This window comes from Pseudomonas vanderleydeniana (assembly GCF_014268755.2).
GTDB classification, from domain to species: domain Bacteria; phylum Pseudomonadota; class Gammaproteobacteria; order Pseudomonadales; family Pseudomonadaceae; genus Aquipseudomonas; species Aquipseudomonas vanderleydeniana.
Genome location: NZ_CP077093.1, coordinates 6910724 through 6928917 on the forward strand (window position 1 = coordinate 6910724; position 18194 = coordinate 6928917).

Sequence of the window (18194 nt, forward strand, 5' to 3'; positions counted from 1 at the left end):
TCTCCCACCACAGCTCAAAGGCAGCCCCCGCGCTCGCCCAGCAAAATTTCCTTGCAGCGGAAAATCTGGTCTACATTTGAATCTGACCCGCTCGATAAAACCGCCGGGAACATCTTCAAGTCCCTTGGGTTCTATCGGCACGACACACAGGCGACACTTTAAGAACACCATCGATTGCCTCACGGCACGCAGTACGACGGCATTGTGTGATTAGCCGTATCTGTCCCCTTTCAAGATCTTCTGGAATGGTACGGATACTGTCATGCAGCCTTCAGATGACGATGATGTTAGAAACCTGATGCGCAAGTTCGGGGCCAACACCGAGCGCTATCGGGAAATCGAGGGGACCCGCCGGGCCTTCACCGAAAAACCCCTTCCCACTCCACCGCCTCCCACTCCGCCTGCCCAGGCCAAGCCCGGCGTGTCCGCAGAGGCATCACCCTCCCTGCGCATGCTGCTCACCGACCTCGCCCAGCAGCGCCAGGCGAAGGCCGAAGAACACCGGCAGGCCCGCGTCATGCCCCACGTCGCGGCACGGATTGTCGCGGTGGTCTCGACCCGCGGCGGCGTAGGCCGCAGCACCCTGGCCAGTCTGCTGGCGATCCTGCTCAACGGCGCCGACCGCCAGGCCGTGGTTCTCGAACTCGACGCGCAGAACGCCCAATACCGGCACCTGGGCATCTTTCCCCAGGCGACGGGCATCTGCCGCGCCAGCCTGGAGCGCCGCGGCTGGCAGGAACTCGCCCAGACCGGCTACGCCAGCACCCGGCTGCTGCCCTTCGGCGAAAGCGAGCCACAGCAGCTGCACAGCCTCGAACGCCAGCTCGAGGATGACCCGCACTGGCTGGCCCGGCACCTGGCCGATCTGAACCTTGGCCGACACGACACGTTGATCATCGACACCCCCGCCGGCAGCAGCGTGTTCCAGGAACAGGCGCTGCGCCTGGCCGACCTGATCGTCGCCGTGGTCCGCCCCGATGCCGCCTCCCACGCCGCGCTCGAACACCTGGTCGACACCCTCGCCCCTCACCTGGGCGGCGAGCGGCCCGCCAGCTGTCGCTTCGTGATCAACGGCGTGGACAGCTCCCATGCGCTGTCCGTGGATATCGCGCAGATCCTCGAAAACCAGCTCAGGCCCCAACTGCTCGGCAGCGTCGCCTGGGACGAGGCCATCGCCGAAGCCCTGGCCTACGAATGCAATCCGTTCGAGCAGAGCGCCGACGCCCGCGGCTGCCAGGACATCCTGGCCATCGCCGACAAACTCCATGACCAGTTGGAGCCACGCCTGTCATGACCCTCGAACGTCGCGTCGAGCGTCTGCTCGGCAGTAGCCTCCGGCATGCCCGGCAGTGGCCCGGCCGCCTGCGCCGGACAATCCTCTGGAGCGCCGCCCTGCTCTGCACGGTGGTACTGGCCGGGGTGATCAGCGCCCCGGCGAGCCTGTCCCAGCAGGCCCTGCTCGGCCTGCTGCTGGTGGTTGCCGCGCTGGTGCTGCGGCGCTTCGAGGGGCGCCTGCCGATCATCGCGATGATCAGCCTGTCGCTGATCGCCTCGCTGCGCTACATGTACTGGCGTCTGAGCGAAACCCTGCAGTTGGAGAACTTCCACGACACCCTGTTCGGCTACACCCTGGTGGCGGCCGAACTCTACGCGCTGGTGGTGCTGGTCTTCGGCTACGTGCAGACCGCCTGGCCGCTGCGGCGCCGACCGATCCTGCTCGAGCAGGCTCCCGAGCAGTGGCCGAGCGTCGACGTGTTCATCACCACCGTCAACGAGTCGCTGGAGATCGTCAAGGTTACGGTGTTCGCCGCCCAGGGACTGGACTGGCCGGAGGACAAGCTCAGGGTCCATGTGCTCGACGACGGGCACCGCGAGGAGTTTCGCGAGTTCTGCGAAAGCGTTGGCGCCCACTACCTCACGCGTGACACCAACCTGCACGCCAAGGCCGGCAACTTCAACGCCGCGCTGCGGGTCACCCAGGGCGAATACATCGCCGCCTTCGACGCCGACCACGTACCGTCGCGTTCCTTCCTGCAGATCGCCATGGGCTGGTTCCTCAAGGACCCACGGCTGGCGATGCTGCAGACCCCGCACTGCTTCTTCTCGCCCGATCCGTTCGAGAAGAACCTCGACACCTGGCACTCGGTCCCCAACGAGGGCGAGCTGTTCTACGGGCTGGTGCAGGACGGCAACGACCTGTGGAACGCGGCGATGTTCTGTGGCTCCTGCGCCCTGATGCGGCGCGCACCGCTGGAGGCCGTCGGCGGCATGGACGAAACCACCCTGACCGAGGACGCCCACACCTCGCTCAAGCTCAACCGCGCCGGCTACAACACCGCCTACCTGGCCCTGCCCCAGGCCGCCGGCATGGCCACCGAGAACCTGTCGCGGCACATCAACCAGCGTATTCGCTGGGCGCGCGGCATGACCCAGATCTTCCGCACCGACAATCCCATGCTCGGCCGTGGGCTGACCCTCGGCCAGCGTGTCTGCTACACCAACGCCATGCTGCACTTCTTCTACGGTTTTCCGCGCATGGTGTTCCTCACCGCGCCGCTGGCCTACCTGATCTTCGGCGCGCAGATCTTCCATGCCGCCCCGCTGATGGTCGCCGCCTACGCGTTCCCGCACCTGCTGCTGGCGAACCTGACCAACTCGCGTATCCAGGGGCGGTTCCGCCACTCCTACTGGAACGAGGTCTACGAGACGGTACTGGCCTGGTACATCCTGCCGCCGGTGCTGATGGCGATGATCCGGCCGCGCTCCGGGCACTTCAACGTCACCGACAAGGGTGGCGACCTGCACCCGGAGTTCTTCGACTGGAAGATGGCCCGCCCCTATATCGTGCTGCTGCTCCTGAACATCGCCGGCGTCCTGTTCGGGATCTACGACTACCTCGGTGCCGACGACACCACCGATATCACCGTGCTGCTCAACCAGCTGTGGGCGCTGTACAACGTGATGGTCACCAGTGCCGCCCTGGCGGTCGCCAGCGAAAGCCGGCAGATCCGCAGCGAGCCCAGGGTCGAGGCGCAACTGCCGGTCAGCCTGCAACGGGCTGACGGCCGGCTGCTGCAGAGCATCACCGAGGACTTCTCTCAGCATGGCCTGGGCCTGCGGCTCGCAGAGGGCCAGTCGATCGCGCGCGGCGAACGCCTGCGGGTCTCGCTGTTCCGCCATGAACAACGCTACGACTTCGACGGCACCGTGGTGTCCAGCCAGGGCCGCAATCTCGGTATCCAGTTCGACCCCCTGACCCTGCGCCAGCAGAGTGACCTGGTCCACCTGACCTTCGCCCGCGCCGACACCTGGGCGATGAGCTGGGGCACCGGCAAACCGGACTCGCCGCTGGCTGCCCTGCGTGAAGTCAGCGCCATCGGCCTGCATGGCATCGCCGAACTGCTCAGGGCCACCGTGCGCCTGCTGCCCCTGGCCCGCCGCTCCTCCCCACCCTCCGCCCTGGACACGCCATGACCACGACCTCCTCCGTTGGCAGCGCCGGACGCTGCATCCGTTTCGCCCTGGCACTGCTGGCCTGCCGCAGCCTGCTCCCCGACACCGGCTGGGCGCTGCCGCAGGCCGAGGTTCACGGCAGCCCGGCAGGCATGCCCGCCAGCAGTGCCGAGGCCCCGGCCACCCCAGGCAACCGCTACAGCCTGAGCTTCAAGCAGCTCGGGCGCCGCGACCCGATGTACCTCAGGGGTGTCGAGTCCACCGACAGCGCCGACTTCGGCATCCGTACCGACCAGGTCGTCACCGGCCTGCAGCTGGTGCTGCGCTTCAGCTATTCACCGTCGATGCTGACCGAGCTGTCGCAGCTCAACGTACTGGTCAACGACAAGGTCGCCGCCAGCCTGCCGCTGCCCAAGGAGGAAGCCGGCAAGGACCTGGAGAAGGTGGTGGAAATACCGGCGCGGCTGATCACCGACTTCAACCGGCTCGACCTGCAACTGATCGGCCACTACACCATGCAGTGTGAAGACCCGCTGCATTCGAGCCTGTGGGCCAGGGTCAGCAATGACAGCCAGTTGAACATCCAGTATTCACCGATCGCCCTGAAGAACGACCTGGCCCTGCTGCCGGCACCGTTTTTCGATCGCCACGATGCCCGGCCATTGACGCTGCCGTTCGTCTTCGACACGTCGCCCAGCCTCGCCAAGCTGGAGGCCGCTGCCGCGCTGTCGTCGAAGTTCGGCGCGCTGGCCAGCTACCGCACCGCGACCTTCCCCGCCAGCATCGGCCAACTGCCGGCCAGGGGTAATGCCATCGTGCTGGTGACCCGCCGTGAAGCACTGCCCCTGGGCGAACTGTCGGGCAACCCGGCCACCGGCGCCAGCGTGACCATGATGACCAACCCCAACGACCCGTACGGCAAGCTGCTGGTGATCAGCGGGCGCAACGATGCGGAACTGAAGACCGCCGCCCTCGCCGTCGCCCTGGGCAGCAAGGCACTGTCCGGGGCGACCGCACTGATCGATCGACTCGATCCGGTGCCGGCAAGGCTGCCCTACGATGCGCCCAACTGGCTGCCGACCGATCGACCGGTCAAGCTCGGCGAACTGGTGGATGCCCAGCAACTGCACGTCTCCGGCTACAACCCACGCGAGATCATCGTACCGCTGCGCCTGCCGCCGGACCTGTTCGAATGGCGCAACCGTGGCGTGCCGCTGCAGCTCCGGTACCGCTACACCCCGCAACAGTTTTCGACCAATTCGGCGCTGCTGGTGCACCTCAACGACCACCTGATCCGCTCGATGCAGTTACCGTCGGTCGCCAACCTGGACAACCCGCCGAAGTGGCTGGAGTGGCTGAAGACCGATGACAGCCTGCCGCGCGAAGCGAGCATGTTCCTGCCGTTGGACATCTCCACCTTCAAGGCCCAGTTGCAACTGCGCTACATGTACGACTACGTGAAACAGGGCGAATGCCGCGACGTCATCGTCGAGGACATGCGCGGCCAGATCGAACCGGACTCGACCCTGGACCTCAGCGGCCTGGACCACTACACGCCGATGCCCGACCTGGCCAAGTTCCGCGACAGCGGCTTCCCCTTCACCCGCCTCGCCGATCTCTCGGAAACCGCAGTGGTCATGCCCGACAATCCCGCTCCCGAGCTGCTCAGCGCCTACCTCACCGTGTTCGGCCGTTTCGGTGATTCCACCGGCTACCCAACGACCGGCGTGCAGTTCATCCAGGCCCGCGACATCGACACGGTCGGCGACAAGGACCTGCTGGTGCTGGCCGCCGGTGGCGACCAGCCGCTGCTCAAGCGCTGGGCCGACGCACTGCCGGCACGCAGCGAAAGCAGCCACCACTTCTTCGACCTGAGCGACCTGGCGCTGCGTATCCACGACTGGTTCAGCCCCGACACCGAGGCGGCGATCCGCAAGACCCGCACGGCCCTGGCCTGGTCGGGCAGCGGCACGCCCTACCTCGCCGGTTTCGAATCACCGCTCAAGGGTGGGCGCAGCGTGGTGGTGATCGCCAGCAGCGAACCGGCCCGCCTGCAAGAAGTGACAGCGGCGATGATCGGCGGCGACGACTACAAGGAGCAGATCCAGGGCCGCCTGGCGGTGGTGCAGGACAAGCAGGTCACCAGCCTGACCGCCGACCAGCCGTACTACGTCGGCCACCTGGGTTGGTTCCGCCATCTGCAACTGCTGCTGTCACGGCATGTCGGCTGGCTGCTGTTCAGCGTGCTGCTCGGCTTCGCCCTGCTCTGTGCACTGATCTTCCTCGGCCTGCGGGCCCAGGCCAAGCGGCGGTTGTCATGAGCCGGCTGGCGAGGCGCACGAGCCTGCGCCGGACCCTGCCGCTGGCGCTGCTGGTCGCCCTGGCCAGCACCGCCGCCCGGGCCGATGATCCACAGGCGCAACTGATCGAACAGGGCCGCTACTGGCAGGCCCAGCACAATCCCGATCGGGCGATGGATGCCTGGAACAAGTTGCTGCTGCTCGCCCCCGACCAACCCGAGGCGCTTTACGGCCTGGGCCTGGGCAACATGCAGCTCAAGCGCCCGGACGAAGCGCGCAAGTACCTGGCCCGCCTGCAGGCACTGGTACCGCCGCCGCGCCAGGCACGGCAGTTGGAGCAGGACATAGCCCTGGGCAGCGACGAGCAGGCGCAGTTGCTGGCCCGGGCGCGGAAACTGGTCGACGGCAACCAGTACGACGAAGCGGTGAAGGTCTACCGGCAGTTGTTCAACGGCCGCCAACCGCAGGGTGACCTGGCCCGCGAGTTCTACTTTCTGCTCGGCTACACCCGCGGCGGCGAGCAGGAGGCCCGTACCGGCCTCGAACGGCTGCTGCGCGAACACCCCGATGACCGCGCCGCGGCACTGTTCCTGGCCAAGCACATGGTGCGCAACCTCGACACCCGTGCCGAGGGCATTCGCCGCCTGGCCGTGCTGGCCCGGGACAAGGAGGTCGGCAGCGACGCCAACGAGACCTGGCGCTTCGCGCTGACCTGGATCGGCCCACCGGCACCGGCGCAGGTGCCGTTGTTCGAACAGTTCCTCGCCGCCCACCCGGACGACCGGGAGATCCGCGAGCTGATGAACAAGGGCAAGGCCCTCACCCGCAGCAACGCCAGCACCGCCAAGGCCGCAGCCTGGCGTCGTGACCCACTGGACGCGCGCGGCCTGCAGGCCCTTGAAGCCGGCGACCTGGCGGCCGCCGAGCAGGCGTTCCAGGCTCGCCTCCAGGATAAACCCGACGACCCCGACGCACTGGGCGGCCTGGGCATCGTACGGCAGAAGCAGGAGCGACTGGACGAAGCCGAAGACCTGCTGGTCCGGGCCACTCGCCAGCCAGCCGGACATCCCTGGCGCCAGGCGCTGGATAACGTGCGCTACTGGCGACTGATGGCCGGCGCGACCGCTGCCCGGAAAGCCGGACGCCAGGACCAGGCGCGCAAGATGATCGAACAGGCCGCCAGCCAGAGCCCCGGGCAGCCGGCCAGCCAGGTGGCGCTGGCCAACCTGCAGGCGCAGGAAGGACAACTGGCGAAGGCCGAGGCGGCCTACCGGCGCATCCTTGCCAACCATCGCGACGACCCTCAGGCCCTCAACGGCCTGGTCGGGGTCCTGGCGCAACAGGGCAAGGCCGATGAAGCGCTGAAGCTGATCGACTCGCTGTCGCCCGCAGCCCAGGCGCGGCTGAATGCCGAGGTCCCGATCCGCTCACTGCGCGCGACCCAGGTGGCCCGCGTGGCCGAACAACGCGGCGACCTGAAGGCCGCCGAGCAGGCCTACCGACAGGCGCTCACGGATGATCCCGGTAACGCCTGGACCCGCTTCGCCCTGGCCCGGATCTACCTCGGCCGGGGCCGCACCCAGGCCGCCCGCGACCAGATCAATGACCTGCTCAAGCGCCACCCCGACCAGCCCGACGCGCTCTACACCCGTACCTTGCTGGCAGCGCAGCTGGGCGAATGGCAAGACGCCCAGGCCAGCCTCGCGCGCATACCGCCGGCCCGTCGTAGCCGGGCAATGGACGAATTCGGCAAGGAGATCGCCCTGCACGTGCAGACCGAAGCCGCCGTCGCCAACCTGCGTCGCGGCCAGCGCCAGGAAGCCCAGGCACTGCTCGCCCGCAGCCAGGCCCTGGCCGAGGGCAAACCCGAGCGCGTGGCGATTCTCGCCTCGGCCTATATCGACGCCGGCCAGCCGCAACAGGGCGTGGCCCTGATGCGCGACCTGGTGGAGCGCTCGCCCAACCCCGACAGCAAGCTGCAACTGCTCTACGCCGACATCCTGTTCAAGGCCGAGCAGGACAACGACGCCGCCGACATCCTGCGCAACCTGCAGGGGACCCGCCTGAGCGACAGCGATCGCCGTCACTACGCCGCCCTGGTGAAGCTGTACCGGATCAAACAGGCCGACCAGTTGCGTGAAAAAGGCAACCTGGTCGCCGCCTACGACATGCTCAAGCCGATCCTGCGCCAGTCGCCGCGCGATCCCCAGGCGAACGCGGCACTGGCGCGGCTGTACAGCGCCAACGGCAACAACGCCAAGGCCATGGCGCTGTACAAGCCGCTGCTGGAAAACGATCCGCGCAATGCCGACCTGCAACTGAGCGTCGCCAGCCTAGCGGCCCAGGCCCACGACAATGCGCGGGCCGAAAAGGCCCTCAAGACCGCCCTGGCACTCAAGCCGGGCGTGCCCAAGGTGCTGACCAGCGCCGCCACCACCTATCGCGCCATGGGCCGCAGCAGCGAGGCCGCCGAACTGCTGCGTCAGGCGGTAGCCATCGAGGGCAGCCAGCGACGCGCCAATCCGCCGTTCGGTACGACGGACAGCGACGGCGACAATCCCTTCCTCGACCTGCCCGGCCAGCCACGTCGGGTGGTGGCGCGCGCGGAAGATCCGCTGCGTACCGCCAGTGAGTCGGCCGACACCATGCCAGCCGATCCGTCCCTGACCACGCCGCTGTATGGCAGCGCCGACAGCCTTCTGGAGGATGACCCGGCACCGGCCGGCAACCCCTTCGCCGGCCGCCGTCCAGGCGAGGCCGCGCCAGAGGAACTGAGCCCGACACAACGGGCGCTGAACGACATCCTCCAGGAACGCAGCGGCTATGTGGCCCAGGGCCTGAGCGTGCGCAGCAACAACAACGAGCCGGGCCTGAGCAAGCTGACCGACGTCGAGGCGCCGTTCGAAGCCAACCTGCCGGCCGGCGACAACCGCGTCGCACTGCGGGTGACACCGGTCTCGCTGCACGCCGGCAGCGCCCACGACTACAGCCTCGGCCGCTTCGGCAGCGGCCTGCCCAGCGGCTCTCCCGGCTCGCAGCAGGCCAACGGCGTCGGGCTGGCGGTCGCCGTGGAGAGCCCGCCGCACGGGATCAAGGCGGACATCGGCGTCAGCCCCGTGGGCTTCACCTACAACACCGTGATCGGTGGCATCAGCCTTGAACAACCGATGGTGTCCAGCCCGAACATGCACTACAGCATCGCCCTGTCGCGCCGGCCGGTCACCGACAGCCTGACCTCCTTCGCCGGCACCCAGGACCGTCGTACCGGCGTCACCTGGGGCGGCGTGACGGCCAATGGCGGCCGCGCACTGCTCGGCTACGACGACCAGGAAGTCGGACTTTACGGCTATGGCGCCCTGCACAAACTGGTCGGCAACAACGTCGAGGACAACACCCGCGCCGAACTGGGCGGCGGCATCTACTGGTACCTGGACAACCAGCCCGACGAGAAGCTGACGGTGGGCCTGAGCACCCTGGTGCTGTCCTATGAGAACAACCAGGGTTTCTTCACCTACGGCCACGGCGGCTACTTCAGCCCGCAGACGTTCTTCTCCGTGGCGGTGCCGGTCAACTGGTCGCAGCGCTCCGACCGTTTCAGCTACCGGCTCAACGGCGCGCTGGGGGTGCAGTACATCAACCAGAAAGGCGCCGACTACTTTCCCGGACACAGCGCCGAGCAAGCCGCCAACAACCTCACCTACCCCGGCAAAAGCAGCACCGGGGTCGGCTATAACCTGAACGCGGCAGGCGAGTATCGCCTCGGTTCGCACCTGCTGTTGGGCGGCGAGATGGGCGTGGACAACGCCCAGGACTATCGCGAGATCAACGCCTCGCTGTACCTGCGCTACCTGTTCGAGAAGATCAGCGGGCCGATGGCCCTGCCGGTCAGCCCGTACCGTTCGCCCTACTCCAACTGACCTGCCGGAGCGTGCAGCATGGCCACCTCATCCGCCCTGGCGGGCCTGACCTTCCTGATCATTGGCGACAGCCACCTGGCGACCCCCGACTTCCTGCTCAACCCGCTGCACGACGCCCTGACCCGCCAGGGTGCCCTGGTACACTCCCTGGGTGTCTGCGGGGCCAGCGCCGGCGACTGGCTCAAGGCGACCCCCAGCCCCTGCGGCGGCGCCGAACGCCGGGGCAGCGCCGAGGCCACGGTGCTGGACAGCGCCAGCACCCAGCCGATCGGCCAGCTGCTCGACAGCGACAAACCGGATGTCACCGTGATCGTCATGGGCGACACCATGGCCAGCTACGACAAGCCGAGCTTCCCCAAGGCCTGGATCTGGCAGCAGACCAACAGCCTGGTCAAGGCCATCGCCGCCCACCACAGCCCCTGTGTCTGGGTCGGGCCGAGCTGGGGCAGCGAGGGTGGCAAGTACGGCAAGACCTACGAGCGGGTACGGACGATGTCGGATTTCCTCGGCAAGAGCGTCGCCCCCTGCCGCTACATCGACTCGCTGCAATTCTCCGGCAAGGGCCAGTGGGCGACCATCGACGGCCAGCACCTGACCCTCACCGGCTACAGGGACTGGAGCGCGGCCATCGTCAAGGCGCTGCTGCAGACGCCGTTGCCACGACCGCCCGGCAAGTGAATCGTGAGGCGCGGCTGCTCGCAGGGAAAAATCACACGCTTCGTTCCGGTATCGGCACAGACGTCAGGTAACCTCGCGACTATTCTTGGCATCTTACGGTCAGACAGGGACTACTGACCGCCCGAACAGGAGCTCGCATGCCCGTTGCCTCTCTCAACCCGGATCGCTGGCTGGACCTCAATGAACTGCTGCGCGAACTGGTCAGCCAGGGTTTCATCAGCCAGGACTCGGCCGAACACGCCATGACCACCCGGCGCAACTCGCAGAACAGCCAGTTGCACCCCCTGGAATTCATCGCCAGCCAGCACCTGCCCGACCTGAGCCGTCCCGGCAAGCCGCTGGACCTGGAGAACCTGACCCTGTGGCTGGCCCAGCAGGCCGGCCAGCCGTACCTGCGCATCGACCCGCTGAAGATCGACGTCGCCGCGATCATGCCGCTGATGTCCTACGCCTTCGCGCAGCGCCACAAGATCCTCGCCGTGGCGGTCGACCGCGACAGCGTGACCGTGGCCAGTGCCCAGCCCCACGTACGCGGCTGGGAGGCCGACCTGAGCCACGTGCTCAAGCTGCCGATCCGGCGGGTGGTGGCCAACCCGGTGGACATCCAGCGCTACACCGTGGAGTTCTTCCGCCTGGCCAAATCGGTCAGCGGCGCCAGCATGGTCGATCAAAAAGGCCACAACCTGGGCAACTTCGAACAGTTGCTCAACCTTGGCGCCAGCGACCAGGAGCCGGACGCCAACGACGCGCACATCGTCAACATCGTCGACTGGCTGTTCCAGTACGCGTTCCAGCAGCGCGCCAGCGATATCCACATCGAGCCGCGGCGGGAACAGGGCACCGTGCGCTTTCGCATCGACGGCGTGCTGCACAACGTCTACCAGTTCCCGCCCCAGGTGACCATGGCGATCGTCAGCCGGCTCAAGAGCCTGGGCCGGATGAATGTCGCGGAAAAGCGCAAGCCCCAGGACGGCCGGGTCAAGACCAAGACCCCCGACGGCGGGGAAGTGGAACTGCGCCTGTCGACCCTGCCGACCGCGTTCGGCGAGAAGATGGTGATGCGGATCTTCGACCCGGAGGTGCTGCTCAAGGACTTCGATCAACTGGGTTTCTCCGCCGATGACCTGCGCCGCTGGCAGGACATGACTCGCCAGCCCAATGGCATCATCCTGGTCACCGGGCCCACCGGTTCGGGCAAGACCACCACGCTGTACACCACCCTGAAGAAACTGGCGACGTCCGAGGTCAACCTCTGCACCATCGAGGACCCGATCGAGATGGTCGAGCCGGCCTTCAACCAGATGCAGGTCCAGCACAACATCGACCTGACCTTCGCCAGCGGCGTACGCGCGCTGATGCGCCAGGACCCGGACATCATCATGATCGGCGAGATCCGCGACCTGGAAACCGCCGAGATGGCGATCCAGGCCGCACTGACCGGGCACCTGGTGCTGTCGACCCTGCACACCAACGATGCACCGAGCGCCATCAGTCGCCTGCTCGAACTCGGCGTGCCGCACTACCTGATCAAGGCCACGGTGCTCGGGGTCATGGCCCAGCGCCTGGTGCGCACACTGTGCCCGCACTGCAAGGCGCCGCAGAACCTGTCCGAAGAGGACTGGCAGGTCCTCACCCGCCCCTGGCAGGCGCCCCTGCCCAGCGGCGCGCAACAGGCGGTCGGCTGCCTGGAGTGTCGCGACACCGGCTACCGCGGGCGCGCCGGGGTCTACGAGATCATGCAACTGAGCGACAGCATCAAGGCACTGATTCATGCCGACACCGACCTGCTGGCGGTGCGCCGCCAGGCATTCAAGGAAGGCATGCGCAGCCTGCGCCTGTCCGGCGCACAGAAGGTCGCGGCGGGACTGACCACCATCGAGGAAGTGCTGCGGGTCACGCCCCAGAGCGAACAGCGCTGAGCGAGCGCAGGCTCATTTCTCCGGGGTGATGACGAACCAGTCGATCACCCCGACCTCGCTGTTGGGCCTGACCTCCACCGGGGTTGCGTCACCACGTCGCTGGAGGATCGAGCGTCCCTCGGCGACCTTCTCGCCCGTACGCTGATTGATCGCGTCCAGCTCACCGGTCGGGCTGAACAACCGGGCACCGCGCTCGTCGCCACGAACCCGCGTACCCTGTGGATAAAGCCACTCGCCCAACGTGGCCGGCCTTGCCAGTTGCCCTTCCCAACTGTCAATGCGGCGCTGTCCGTCGAGGTACATGCGCAGCGCGGACAGCCGCAAGCCGTCGAGGGCGATCTCCAGGTTGTCGGCATCCTCGGCCCGCAACATCCAGCCCCGCCCATCGCCACTCACAATGGTCCCGGCCGGCCAGGCCACGCCTGCCACCGTCACGTCGGGCACCAGGGTGCACTGCTTGAAACGCCAGCGACTCGGCCGGTACGTGTCCTCGCTGTCGCGGCTGAAACTCGTCCAGACACCGGCGCTGCAGGACCAGCCCTCCACCACCTGGTCATGCTCCAGGCGCATGCCGGATTCGCTGTAGCCCGGCGAGAAGTCGATCGCCGACACCGGCATCCCCAATACGTCCAGGGGCGCCGCCAGTTCGATCGACTTCAGGCTCTCCAGGCCATGGGGCTGGGGGTTGCCCTGCCAGTCCTCGGGATCGAGGGTACCCAGATGAGCCTGGCTGCCCGCCGGGAAACTCAGTTCCCCCAGTTGCAGCCCGGTCTCCAGGCGCGGGTTCAGTGCCTGGCGCTCGGCCTCGGATTCGGCCTCCATGCGCTGGAAATCGCGCAACATCGTTGCGCCCAGCCCGGCGAATACCAGTCCCACCACGATCAGGCAGCCATAGCGCCAGGGATTGCGCCGCAGATGACGGCGCGTGCGCGCGAACAGCAGGGCCACCAGTACCCACAGCAATCCGATCACGCTGACCATGGCCAGCGCGGCCAACAGGAAAATGAACAGGATGGCGGACGGATCGGGGCCGAAGATCATCGCAATCGGGTGCTCGCGGCAGGGTCGATGGCTCGCACCTTAGCACGGGCTGCGTCCTACAGGCTTGAACACAAATGACACACTTATTCCGGGGCCAGAGCCGCTACAATCAGCTCATTATCGGTACCTCGGTAATCACTTGAACAGGGAATCGTCATGCAAATCGGTAGCGTACTTCTGCTCTTCGTCGGCCTGGCCATCGCCATCGTCTTCATGGGGTTCAAGGTCGTACCCCAGGGCTACCAGTGGACGGTGGAACGCTTCGGCCGCTACACCACCACCCTCAAGCCGGGCCTGAACATCATCGTCCCGGTCATGGACCGCATCGGTCGCAAGATCAACGTGATGGAAAGCGTGCTGGACATCCCGCCGCAGGAAGTCATCACGTCCGACAACGCCACGGTGCAGATCGACGCCGTGTGTTTCTTCCAGGTGGTCAACACCGCCCAGGCCGCGTACGAGGTGAACAACCTCGAACACGCCATCCGCAACCTGCTGCAGACCAACATCCGTACCGTACTCGGCTCCATGGAGCTCGATGCCATGCTCGGCCAGCGCGACACCATCAACGAGCGCCTGCTGCGCACCGTCGATGAAGCCACCGCGCCATGGGGCATCAAGATCACCCGGATCGAGATCAAGGACATCAGCCCGCCTGCCGACCTGATGGCGGCAATGTCCGGGCAGATGAAGGCCGAGCGGGTCAAGCGGGCGCAGATCCTCGAAGCCGAAGGCCTGCGTGCCTCGGCGATCCTCACCGCCGAAGGCAAGAAGCAGGCGCAGATCCTCGAGGCCGAGGGTAACCGCCAGGCCGCGTTCCTCGAGTCCGAGGCCCGCGAACGGCAGGCCGAGGCGGAAGCCCGTGCGACCCAGGTGGTGTCCGAGGCGATCGCCAATGGCAACGTCCAGGCAGTGAACTACTTCGTCGCGCAGAAGTACGTCGAGACCCTGGGCCGGCTGGCCTCGGCCAACAACAGCAAGGTGATCCTGATGCCGCTGGAAGCCAGCCAGGTCATTGGCGCGGTCGGTGGCATCGGCGAAATCGTCAAGGCCACCTTCGACGGCAACAAGAAGGCCTGAGGCGAGCACCATGTGGGAATTCCTGCAACATCTGTCCTTCTGGGACTGGCTGGCCCTCGGCACCCTGCTGCTGATCCTCGAGGTGTTCGGCGCCGGCGGCTACCTGCTGTGGGTCGGCATCGCCGCAGCGGTGGTCGGCGTGCTGACCTTCGTCATTCCCGGCCTGCCGTGGCCCCTGCAGTTCCTGCTGTTCGGCGTGCTGTCGATACTGACCGCGGTGCTCTGGTGGAAACGCCAGCGCGCCGCGAACATCGCCAGTGACCAGCCGGGACTCAACGAGCGCGGCCATGAGCTGATCGGCAAGAGCTTCGTGGTGCACTCGGCCATCAGCGGCGGACGCGGCAAGATCAAGGTCGGCGATGGCGTCTGGCTGGTCACCGGGCCGGATGCCGAGGTCGGCACGCGGGTGCGGGTGATTGCGCAGAACGGCACGGTGCTGCAAGTCGAAACACTTGAATGAGGGCAATGGAACTCCGTATGGGTGGGGACGATCCAACACTGCATATCACCCCCAGCGGAGTAACCATCATGCGTCTCAAATATGCTGTCGCCACCGTGGCACTGCTGTCTCTTCCCATTGGCTCGGCCATGGCCGACGGTTTCTGGCGCAACGTCATTTCGTCCGGGGCCACCACCGGTTCGACCTACCTGACCTTCAAGGACCACAAGCTGGTCGTCGCCGCCCAGGATGACGCCGGCAGCTTCGTCGCCAGCAACGGCGCGATCCGCGGTCCGTACCTGGAAGCGGCCATGCAGAAAGTGCGTGCCGACAATCCGGACCTGAAGGCCAGCGACATGGAGCTGGCCAACGCGATCCTGGCGAAGAACGCCCTGGCTGAAGAGTGATCGACAGCAGGTTGAGCCGATGAAAAACGCCGACGATCAGTCGGCGTTTTTCATCATCCCACGGCCCATTCAGCGATAGTCATCCAGCGGCACGCAGGCGCAGAACAGGTTGCGATCGCCGTAGACGTTGTCCACCCGGTTCACCGTTGGCCAGTACTTGTGTGCCCGGGTGTGCGCCGTCGGCACGACCGCCTGGGCCACGGTATACGGCCGCTCCCAGGCCTCGGTGACATCCGCCAGGGTGTGCGGCGCATGCTTGAGCGGGTTGTCCTCGGCAGGCCAGTGGCCGCTCTGCACCTCGGCAATTTCCGCACGGATACTCAACATCGCCTCGATGAACCGATCCAGTTCGGCCTTGGACTCGCTCTCGGTCGGCTCGACCATCAGCGTACCCGGCACCGGGAACGACATGGTCGGGGCATGGAAGCCATAGTCCATCAGGCGCTTGGCCACATCCTCCTCGGTGATCCCGGTCTGGGCCTTGAGCGGGCGCAGGTCGAGAATGCACTCATGGGCGACCCGGCCATTGCGCCCACTGTAGAGCACCGGAAACGCGCCACCGAGTTGCTGCGCCAGGTAGTTCGCGGCCAGGATCGCCACCTCGCTGGCATCGGCCAGTTGCGGTCCCATCATCGCGATATACATCCAGCTGATCGGCAGGATGCTCGCACTGCCCCAGGGCGCGGCGCTGACCGCGCCGTTCAGCGGCAACGGTCCCTCGATGGGCACCACCGGATGGTTGGCGACGAAAGGCGCCAGGTGCGCCCGCACGCCGATCGGCCCCATGCCCGGGCCGCCCCCTCCGTGGGGAATGCAGAAGGTCTTGTGCAGGTTCATGTGCGAGACGTCGGCGCCAATATCGGCCGGACGTGCCAGGCCGACCTGGGCATTGAGATTGGCGCCGTCCATGTACACCTGCCCGCCGTGGCTGTGGATAACTTCACAGATCTCGCGAATGCCCTCCTCGTAGACGCCATGGGTCGAGGGGTACGTCGCCATCAGGCAGGACAGCCTGTCACCCGCCTCCCGGGCCTTGGCCTTGAGGTCTTCCAGTTCGACGTTGCCGGCCTCGTCGCACTCGACGATCACCACCTGCATCCCGGCCATCTGCGCCGAGGCCGGATTGGTACCGTGGGCTGACGCCGGAATCAGGCAGATATGACGTGCGCCCTGCTTGCGGCTCTCGTGGTATTTGCGAATCGCCAGCAGTCCGGCGTATTCGCCCTGGGCCCCGGAGTTGGGTTGCATGCAGATCGCGTCGAAACCGGTGATCGCGCACAACCAGCACTCCAGCTCGGCGATCATCGCCGTGTAGCCCACGGCCTGTTCGCGCGGGGCGAACGGGTGCAGATGGGCGAACTCCGGCCAGGTGATGGGGATCATCTCGCTGCTGGCATTGAGCTTCATGGTGCAGGAGCCCAGCGGGATCATCGACTGATTGAGGGCCAGGTCCCTGTTCTCCAGCTGCTTGAGATAGCGCAGCATCTCGGTTTCGCTGTGATGGCTGTTGAACACCGGATGCGTCAGGTACGTGGAAGTCCGCTGCAACTCATCCGGGATGCCGCCGCCCAGGTTCTCGGCATCCAGCTCGGCGACGTCCAGCCCGTGATCGGCCCCGAGGAAGATATCCAGCAGCCGCGCCACCGTGGTTTCGTCGCTGGTCTCGTCGAGACTCAGGCCCAGGTGGCCGCGCCCGAGAATCCGCAGGTTGATCCGCGCCGCCCGGGCGCTTTCGAGAATCGCCGTCTGGCTGCCGCCGACATCGAGGGTCAGGGTGTCGAAGAAATGCCGGTTGAGCCGCACGATACCGTGGCGCTCCAGGCCGCTGGCGAGGATGCAGGTCAGCCGATGGACCCGCTGGGCGATCCGTCGCAGGCCCTCGGGGCCATGGTAGACCGCGTAGAAACCGGCGATGTTGGCCAGCAGCACCTGGGCCGTGCAGATGTTCGAGTTGGCCTTCTCCCGACGGATATGCTGCTCGCGGGTCTGTAGCGCCATGCGCAGCGCCTGGTTGCCGCGGGCATCGCGGGAGACACCGATGATGCGCCCGGGAATCGCCCGCTTGTACTCGTCGCGGGTGGCGAAATACGCCGCATGCGGCCCGCCGTAGCCCATCGGCACGCCAAAGCGCTGGGACGAGCCGAACACCACGTCAGCCCCCAGCTCGCCAGGCGGCGCCAGCAGCAACAGGCTCAACAGGTCGGCGGCCACGCAGGCCAACGCCTGCTGCCCATGCAACTGCTCGATCAACGGCCGCAGGTCGCGGACCTCGCCATGGGTATCCGGGTACTGCAACAAGGCCCCGAACACCTGGTGCTGGCTCAAGTTATCCACAGGACCGACCAGCAATTCGAAACCAAAGCCTTCGGCGCGGGTGCGGACCACGGAAATGGTCTGTGGATGACAGTGCTCGTCGACAAAGAACAGATTGCTCCTGGACTTCGCCACCCGCCGTGCCAGGGCCATGGCCTCGGCCGCGGCGGTGGCTTCGTCGAGCAGCGAGGCGTTGGCCAGCTCCAGGCCGGTCAGGTCGATGGTCATCTGCTGGAAGTTGAGCAGCGCCTCCAGTCGACCCTGGGCAATCTCCGGCTGGTAGGGGGTGTAGGCGGTGTACCAGCCGGGATTCTCCAGCACGTTGCGCAGGATCACCGTCGGCGTCAGGGTCGCGTGGTAGCCCATGCCGATCAGGCTGGTCCAGAGCTGGTTCTGCTCGGCGTAGCCACGCAACCGGCTCAACGCAGCCTGCTCATCGAGGGCCGCCGGCAGGTCCAGCTCACGGTTCAGGCGGATGGCCGGCGGTACCGTCTGCTCGATCAGCTCGACACGACTCGACAGTCCAAGGGCAGCGAGCATCGCCTGCTGCTCGGCGGCATCCGGCCCCAGGTGGCGACGTAGAAAGGCCTGGGAATCTCGCAACTGGCTGAGGGACGGCAACTGGGACATTAGGGCTCTCTCCTGGC

General features: G+C 66.5%; 11 protein-coding genes. 9 read left to right on the forward strand and 2 right to left on the reverse strand.

All coding sequences use genetic code 11. The features are described 5' to 3' along the window. Nucleotides 1-262: 262 nt before the first annotated feature. The 6 genes from bcsQ to tfpB all read left to right on the forward strand — a co-directional run bounded on the left by bcsQ (nt 263) and on the right by tfpB (nt 12267). Nucleotides 263-1294: a cellulose biosynthesis protein BcsQ gene (gene bcsQ / locus HU752_RS31145; RefSeq protein ID WP_186683591.1), complete on the forward strand. Its 1032-nt coding sequence runs from the start codon at nt 263-265 to the stop codon at nt 1292-1294. Continuing rightward, complete coding sequence (gene bcsA, locus HU752_RS31150) at nt 1291-3474, forward strand: UDP-forming cellulose synthase catalytic subunit (RefSeq protein WP_186683590.1); 2184 nt, start codon at nt 1291-1293, stop codon at nt 3472-3474. Before bcsQ ends, bcsA begins: the two co-directional genes overlap by 4 nt. After that, nucleotides 3471-5774 carry a cellulose biosynthesis cyclic di-GMP-binding regulatory protein BcsB gene (bcsB, locus tag HU752_RS31155; protein ID WP_186683589.1) on the forward strand — a complete coding sequence of 768 codons (2304 nt, stop codon included), beginning with the start codon at nt 3471-3473 and terminating at the stop codon, nt 5772-5774. Before bcsA ends, bcsB begins: the two co-directional genes overlap by 4 nt. Continuing rightward, entirely contained in the window at nt 5771-9670 is a 3900-nt protein-coding gene (locus tag HU752_RS31160) for a cellulose biosynthesis protein BcsC (protein WP_186683588.1), read from the forward strand. Before bcsB ends, HU752_RS31160 begins: the two co-directional genes overlap by 4 nt. Nucleotides 9671-9688: 18 nt before the next feature. Then, nucleotides 9689-10348 carry an SGNH/GDSL hydrolase family protein gene (locus HU752_RS31165; RefSeq protein ID WP_186683587.1) on the forward strand — a complete coding sequence of 220 codons (660 nt, stop codon included), beginning with the start codon at nt 9689-9691 and terminating at the stop codon, nt 10346-10348. 137 nt (nt 10349-10485) lie between these two features. Then, nucleotides 10486-12267 carry a type IV pilus assembly ATPase TfpB gene (gene tfpB / locus HU752_RS31170; RefSeq protein ID WP_186683586.1) on the forward strand — a complete coding sequence of 594 codons (1782 nt, stop codon included), beginning with the start codon at nt 10486-10488 and terminating at the stop codon, nt 12265-12267. Nucleotides 12268-12279: 12 nt separating this feature from the next. Here tfpB and HU752_RS31175 read toward each other — a convergent pair whose 3' ends face one another. After that, nucleotides 12280-13308 carry a hypothetical protein gene (locus HU752_RS31175; protein WP_186683585.1) on the reverse strand — a complete coding sequence of 343 codons (1029 nt, stop codon included), beginning with the start codon at nt 13306-13308 and terminating at the stop codon, nt 12280-12282. Nucleotides 13309-13464: 156 nt separating this feature from the next. Between HU752_RS31175 and HU752_RS31180 the strand changes: the two genes are divergently transcribed. From HU752_RS31180 to HU752_RS31190, 3 genes are all read left to right on the forward strand, one after another. Beyond that, entirely contained in the window at nt 13465-14388 is a 924-nt protein-coding gene (locus tag HU752_RS31180; RefSeq protein ID WP_186683584.1) for an SPFH domain-containing protein, read from the forward strand. Nucleotides 14389-14398: 10 nt separating this feature from the next. Further along, entirely contained in the window at nt 14399-14848 is a 450-nt protein-coding gene (locus tag HU752_RS31185; protein WP_186683583.1) for an NfeD family protein, read from the forward strand. Nucleotides 14849-14916: 68 nt separating this feature from the next. After that, entirely contained in the window at nt 14917-15234 is a 318-nt protein-coding gene (locus HU752_RS31190) for a DUF2388 domain-containing protein (RefSeq protein WP_026145033.1), read from the forward strand. Between the two features lie 69 nt (nt 15235-15303). Here HU752_RS31190 and gcvP read toward each other — a convergent pair whose 3' ends face one another. Further along, entirely contained in the window at nt 15304-18177 is a 2874-nt protein-coding gene (gcvP, locus tag HU752_RS31195) for an aminomethyl-transferring glycine dehydrogenase (RefSeq protein WP_186683582.1), read from the reverse strand. Nucleotides 18178-18194: the final 17 nt, after the last annotated feature.

What these genes read in the sequence shown, in the direction of transcription:
- HU752_RS31165 (WP_186683587.1), top strand. Translation starts at nt 9,689, where the DNA reads ATGGCCACCTCATCCGCCCTGGCGGGCCTGACCTTCCTGATCATTGGC.
- tfpB (WP_186683586.1), top strand. Translation starts at nt 10,486, where the DNA reads ATGCCCGTTGCCTCTCTCAACCCGGATCGCTGGCTGGACCTCAATGAA.
- HU752_RS31160 (WP_186683588.1), top strand. Translation starts at nt 5,771, where the DNA reads ATGAGCCGGCTGGCGAGGCGCACGAGCCTGCGCCGGACCCTGCCGCTG.
- gcvP (WP_186683582.1), bottom strand. Translation starts at nt 18,177, where the DNA reads ATGTCCCAGTTGCCGTCCCTCAGCCAGTTGCGAGATTCCCAGGCCTTT.
- HU752_RS31190 (WP_026145033.1), top strand. Translation starts at nt 14,917, where the DNA reads ATGCGTCTCAAATATGCTGTCGCCACCGTGGCACTGCTGTCTCTTCCC.
- bcsQ (WP_186683591.1), top strand. Translation starts at nt 263, where the DNA reads ATGCAGCCTTCAGATGACGATGATGTTAGAAACCTGATGCGCAAGTTC.
- bcsB (WP_186683589.1), top strand. Translation starts at nt 3,471, where the DNA reads ATGACCACGACCTCCTCCGTTGGCAGCGCCGGACGCTGCATCCGTTTC.
- bcsA (WP_186683590.1), top strand. Translation starts at nt 1,291, where the DNA reads ATGACCCTCGAACGTCGCGTCGAGCGTCTGCTCGGCAGTAGCCTCCGG.
- HU752_RS31180 (WP_186683584.1), top strand. Translation starts at nt 13,465, where the DNA reads ATGCAAATCGGTAGCGTACTTCTGCTCTTCGTCGGCCTGGCCATCGCC.
- HU752_RS31175 (WP_186683585.1), bottom strand. Translation starts at nt 13,308, where the DNA reads ATGATCTTCGGCCCCGATCCGTCCGCCATCCTGTTCATTTTCCTGTTG.
- HU752_RS31185 (WP_186683583.1), top strand. Translation starts at nt 14,399, where the DNA reads ATGTGGGAATTCCTGCAACATCTGTCCTTCTGGGACTGGCTGGCCCTC.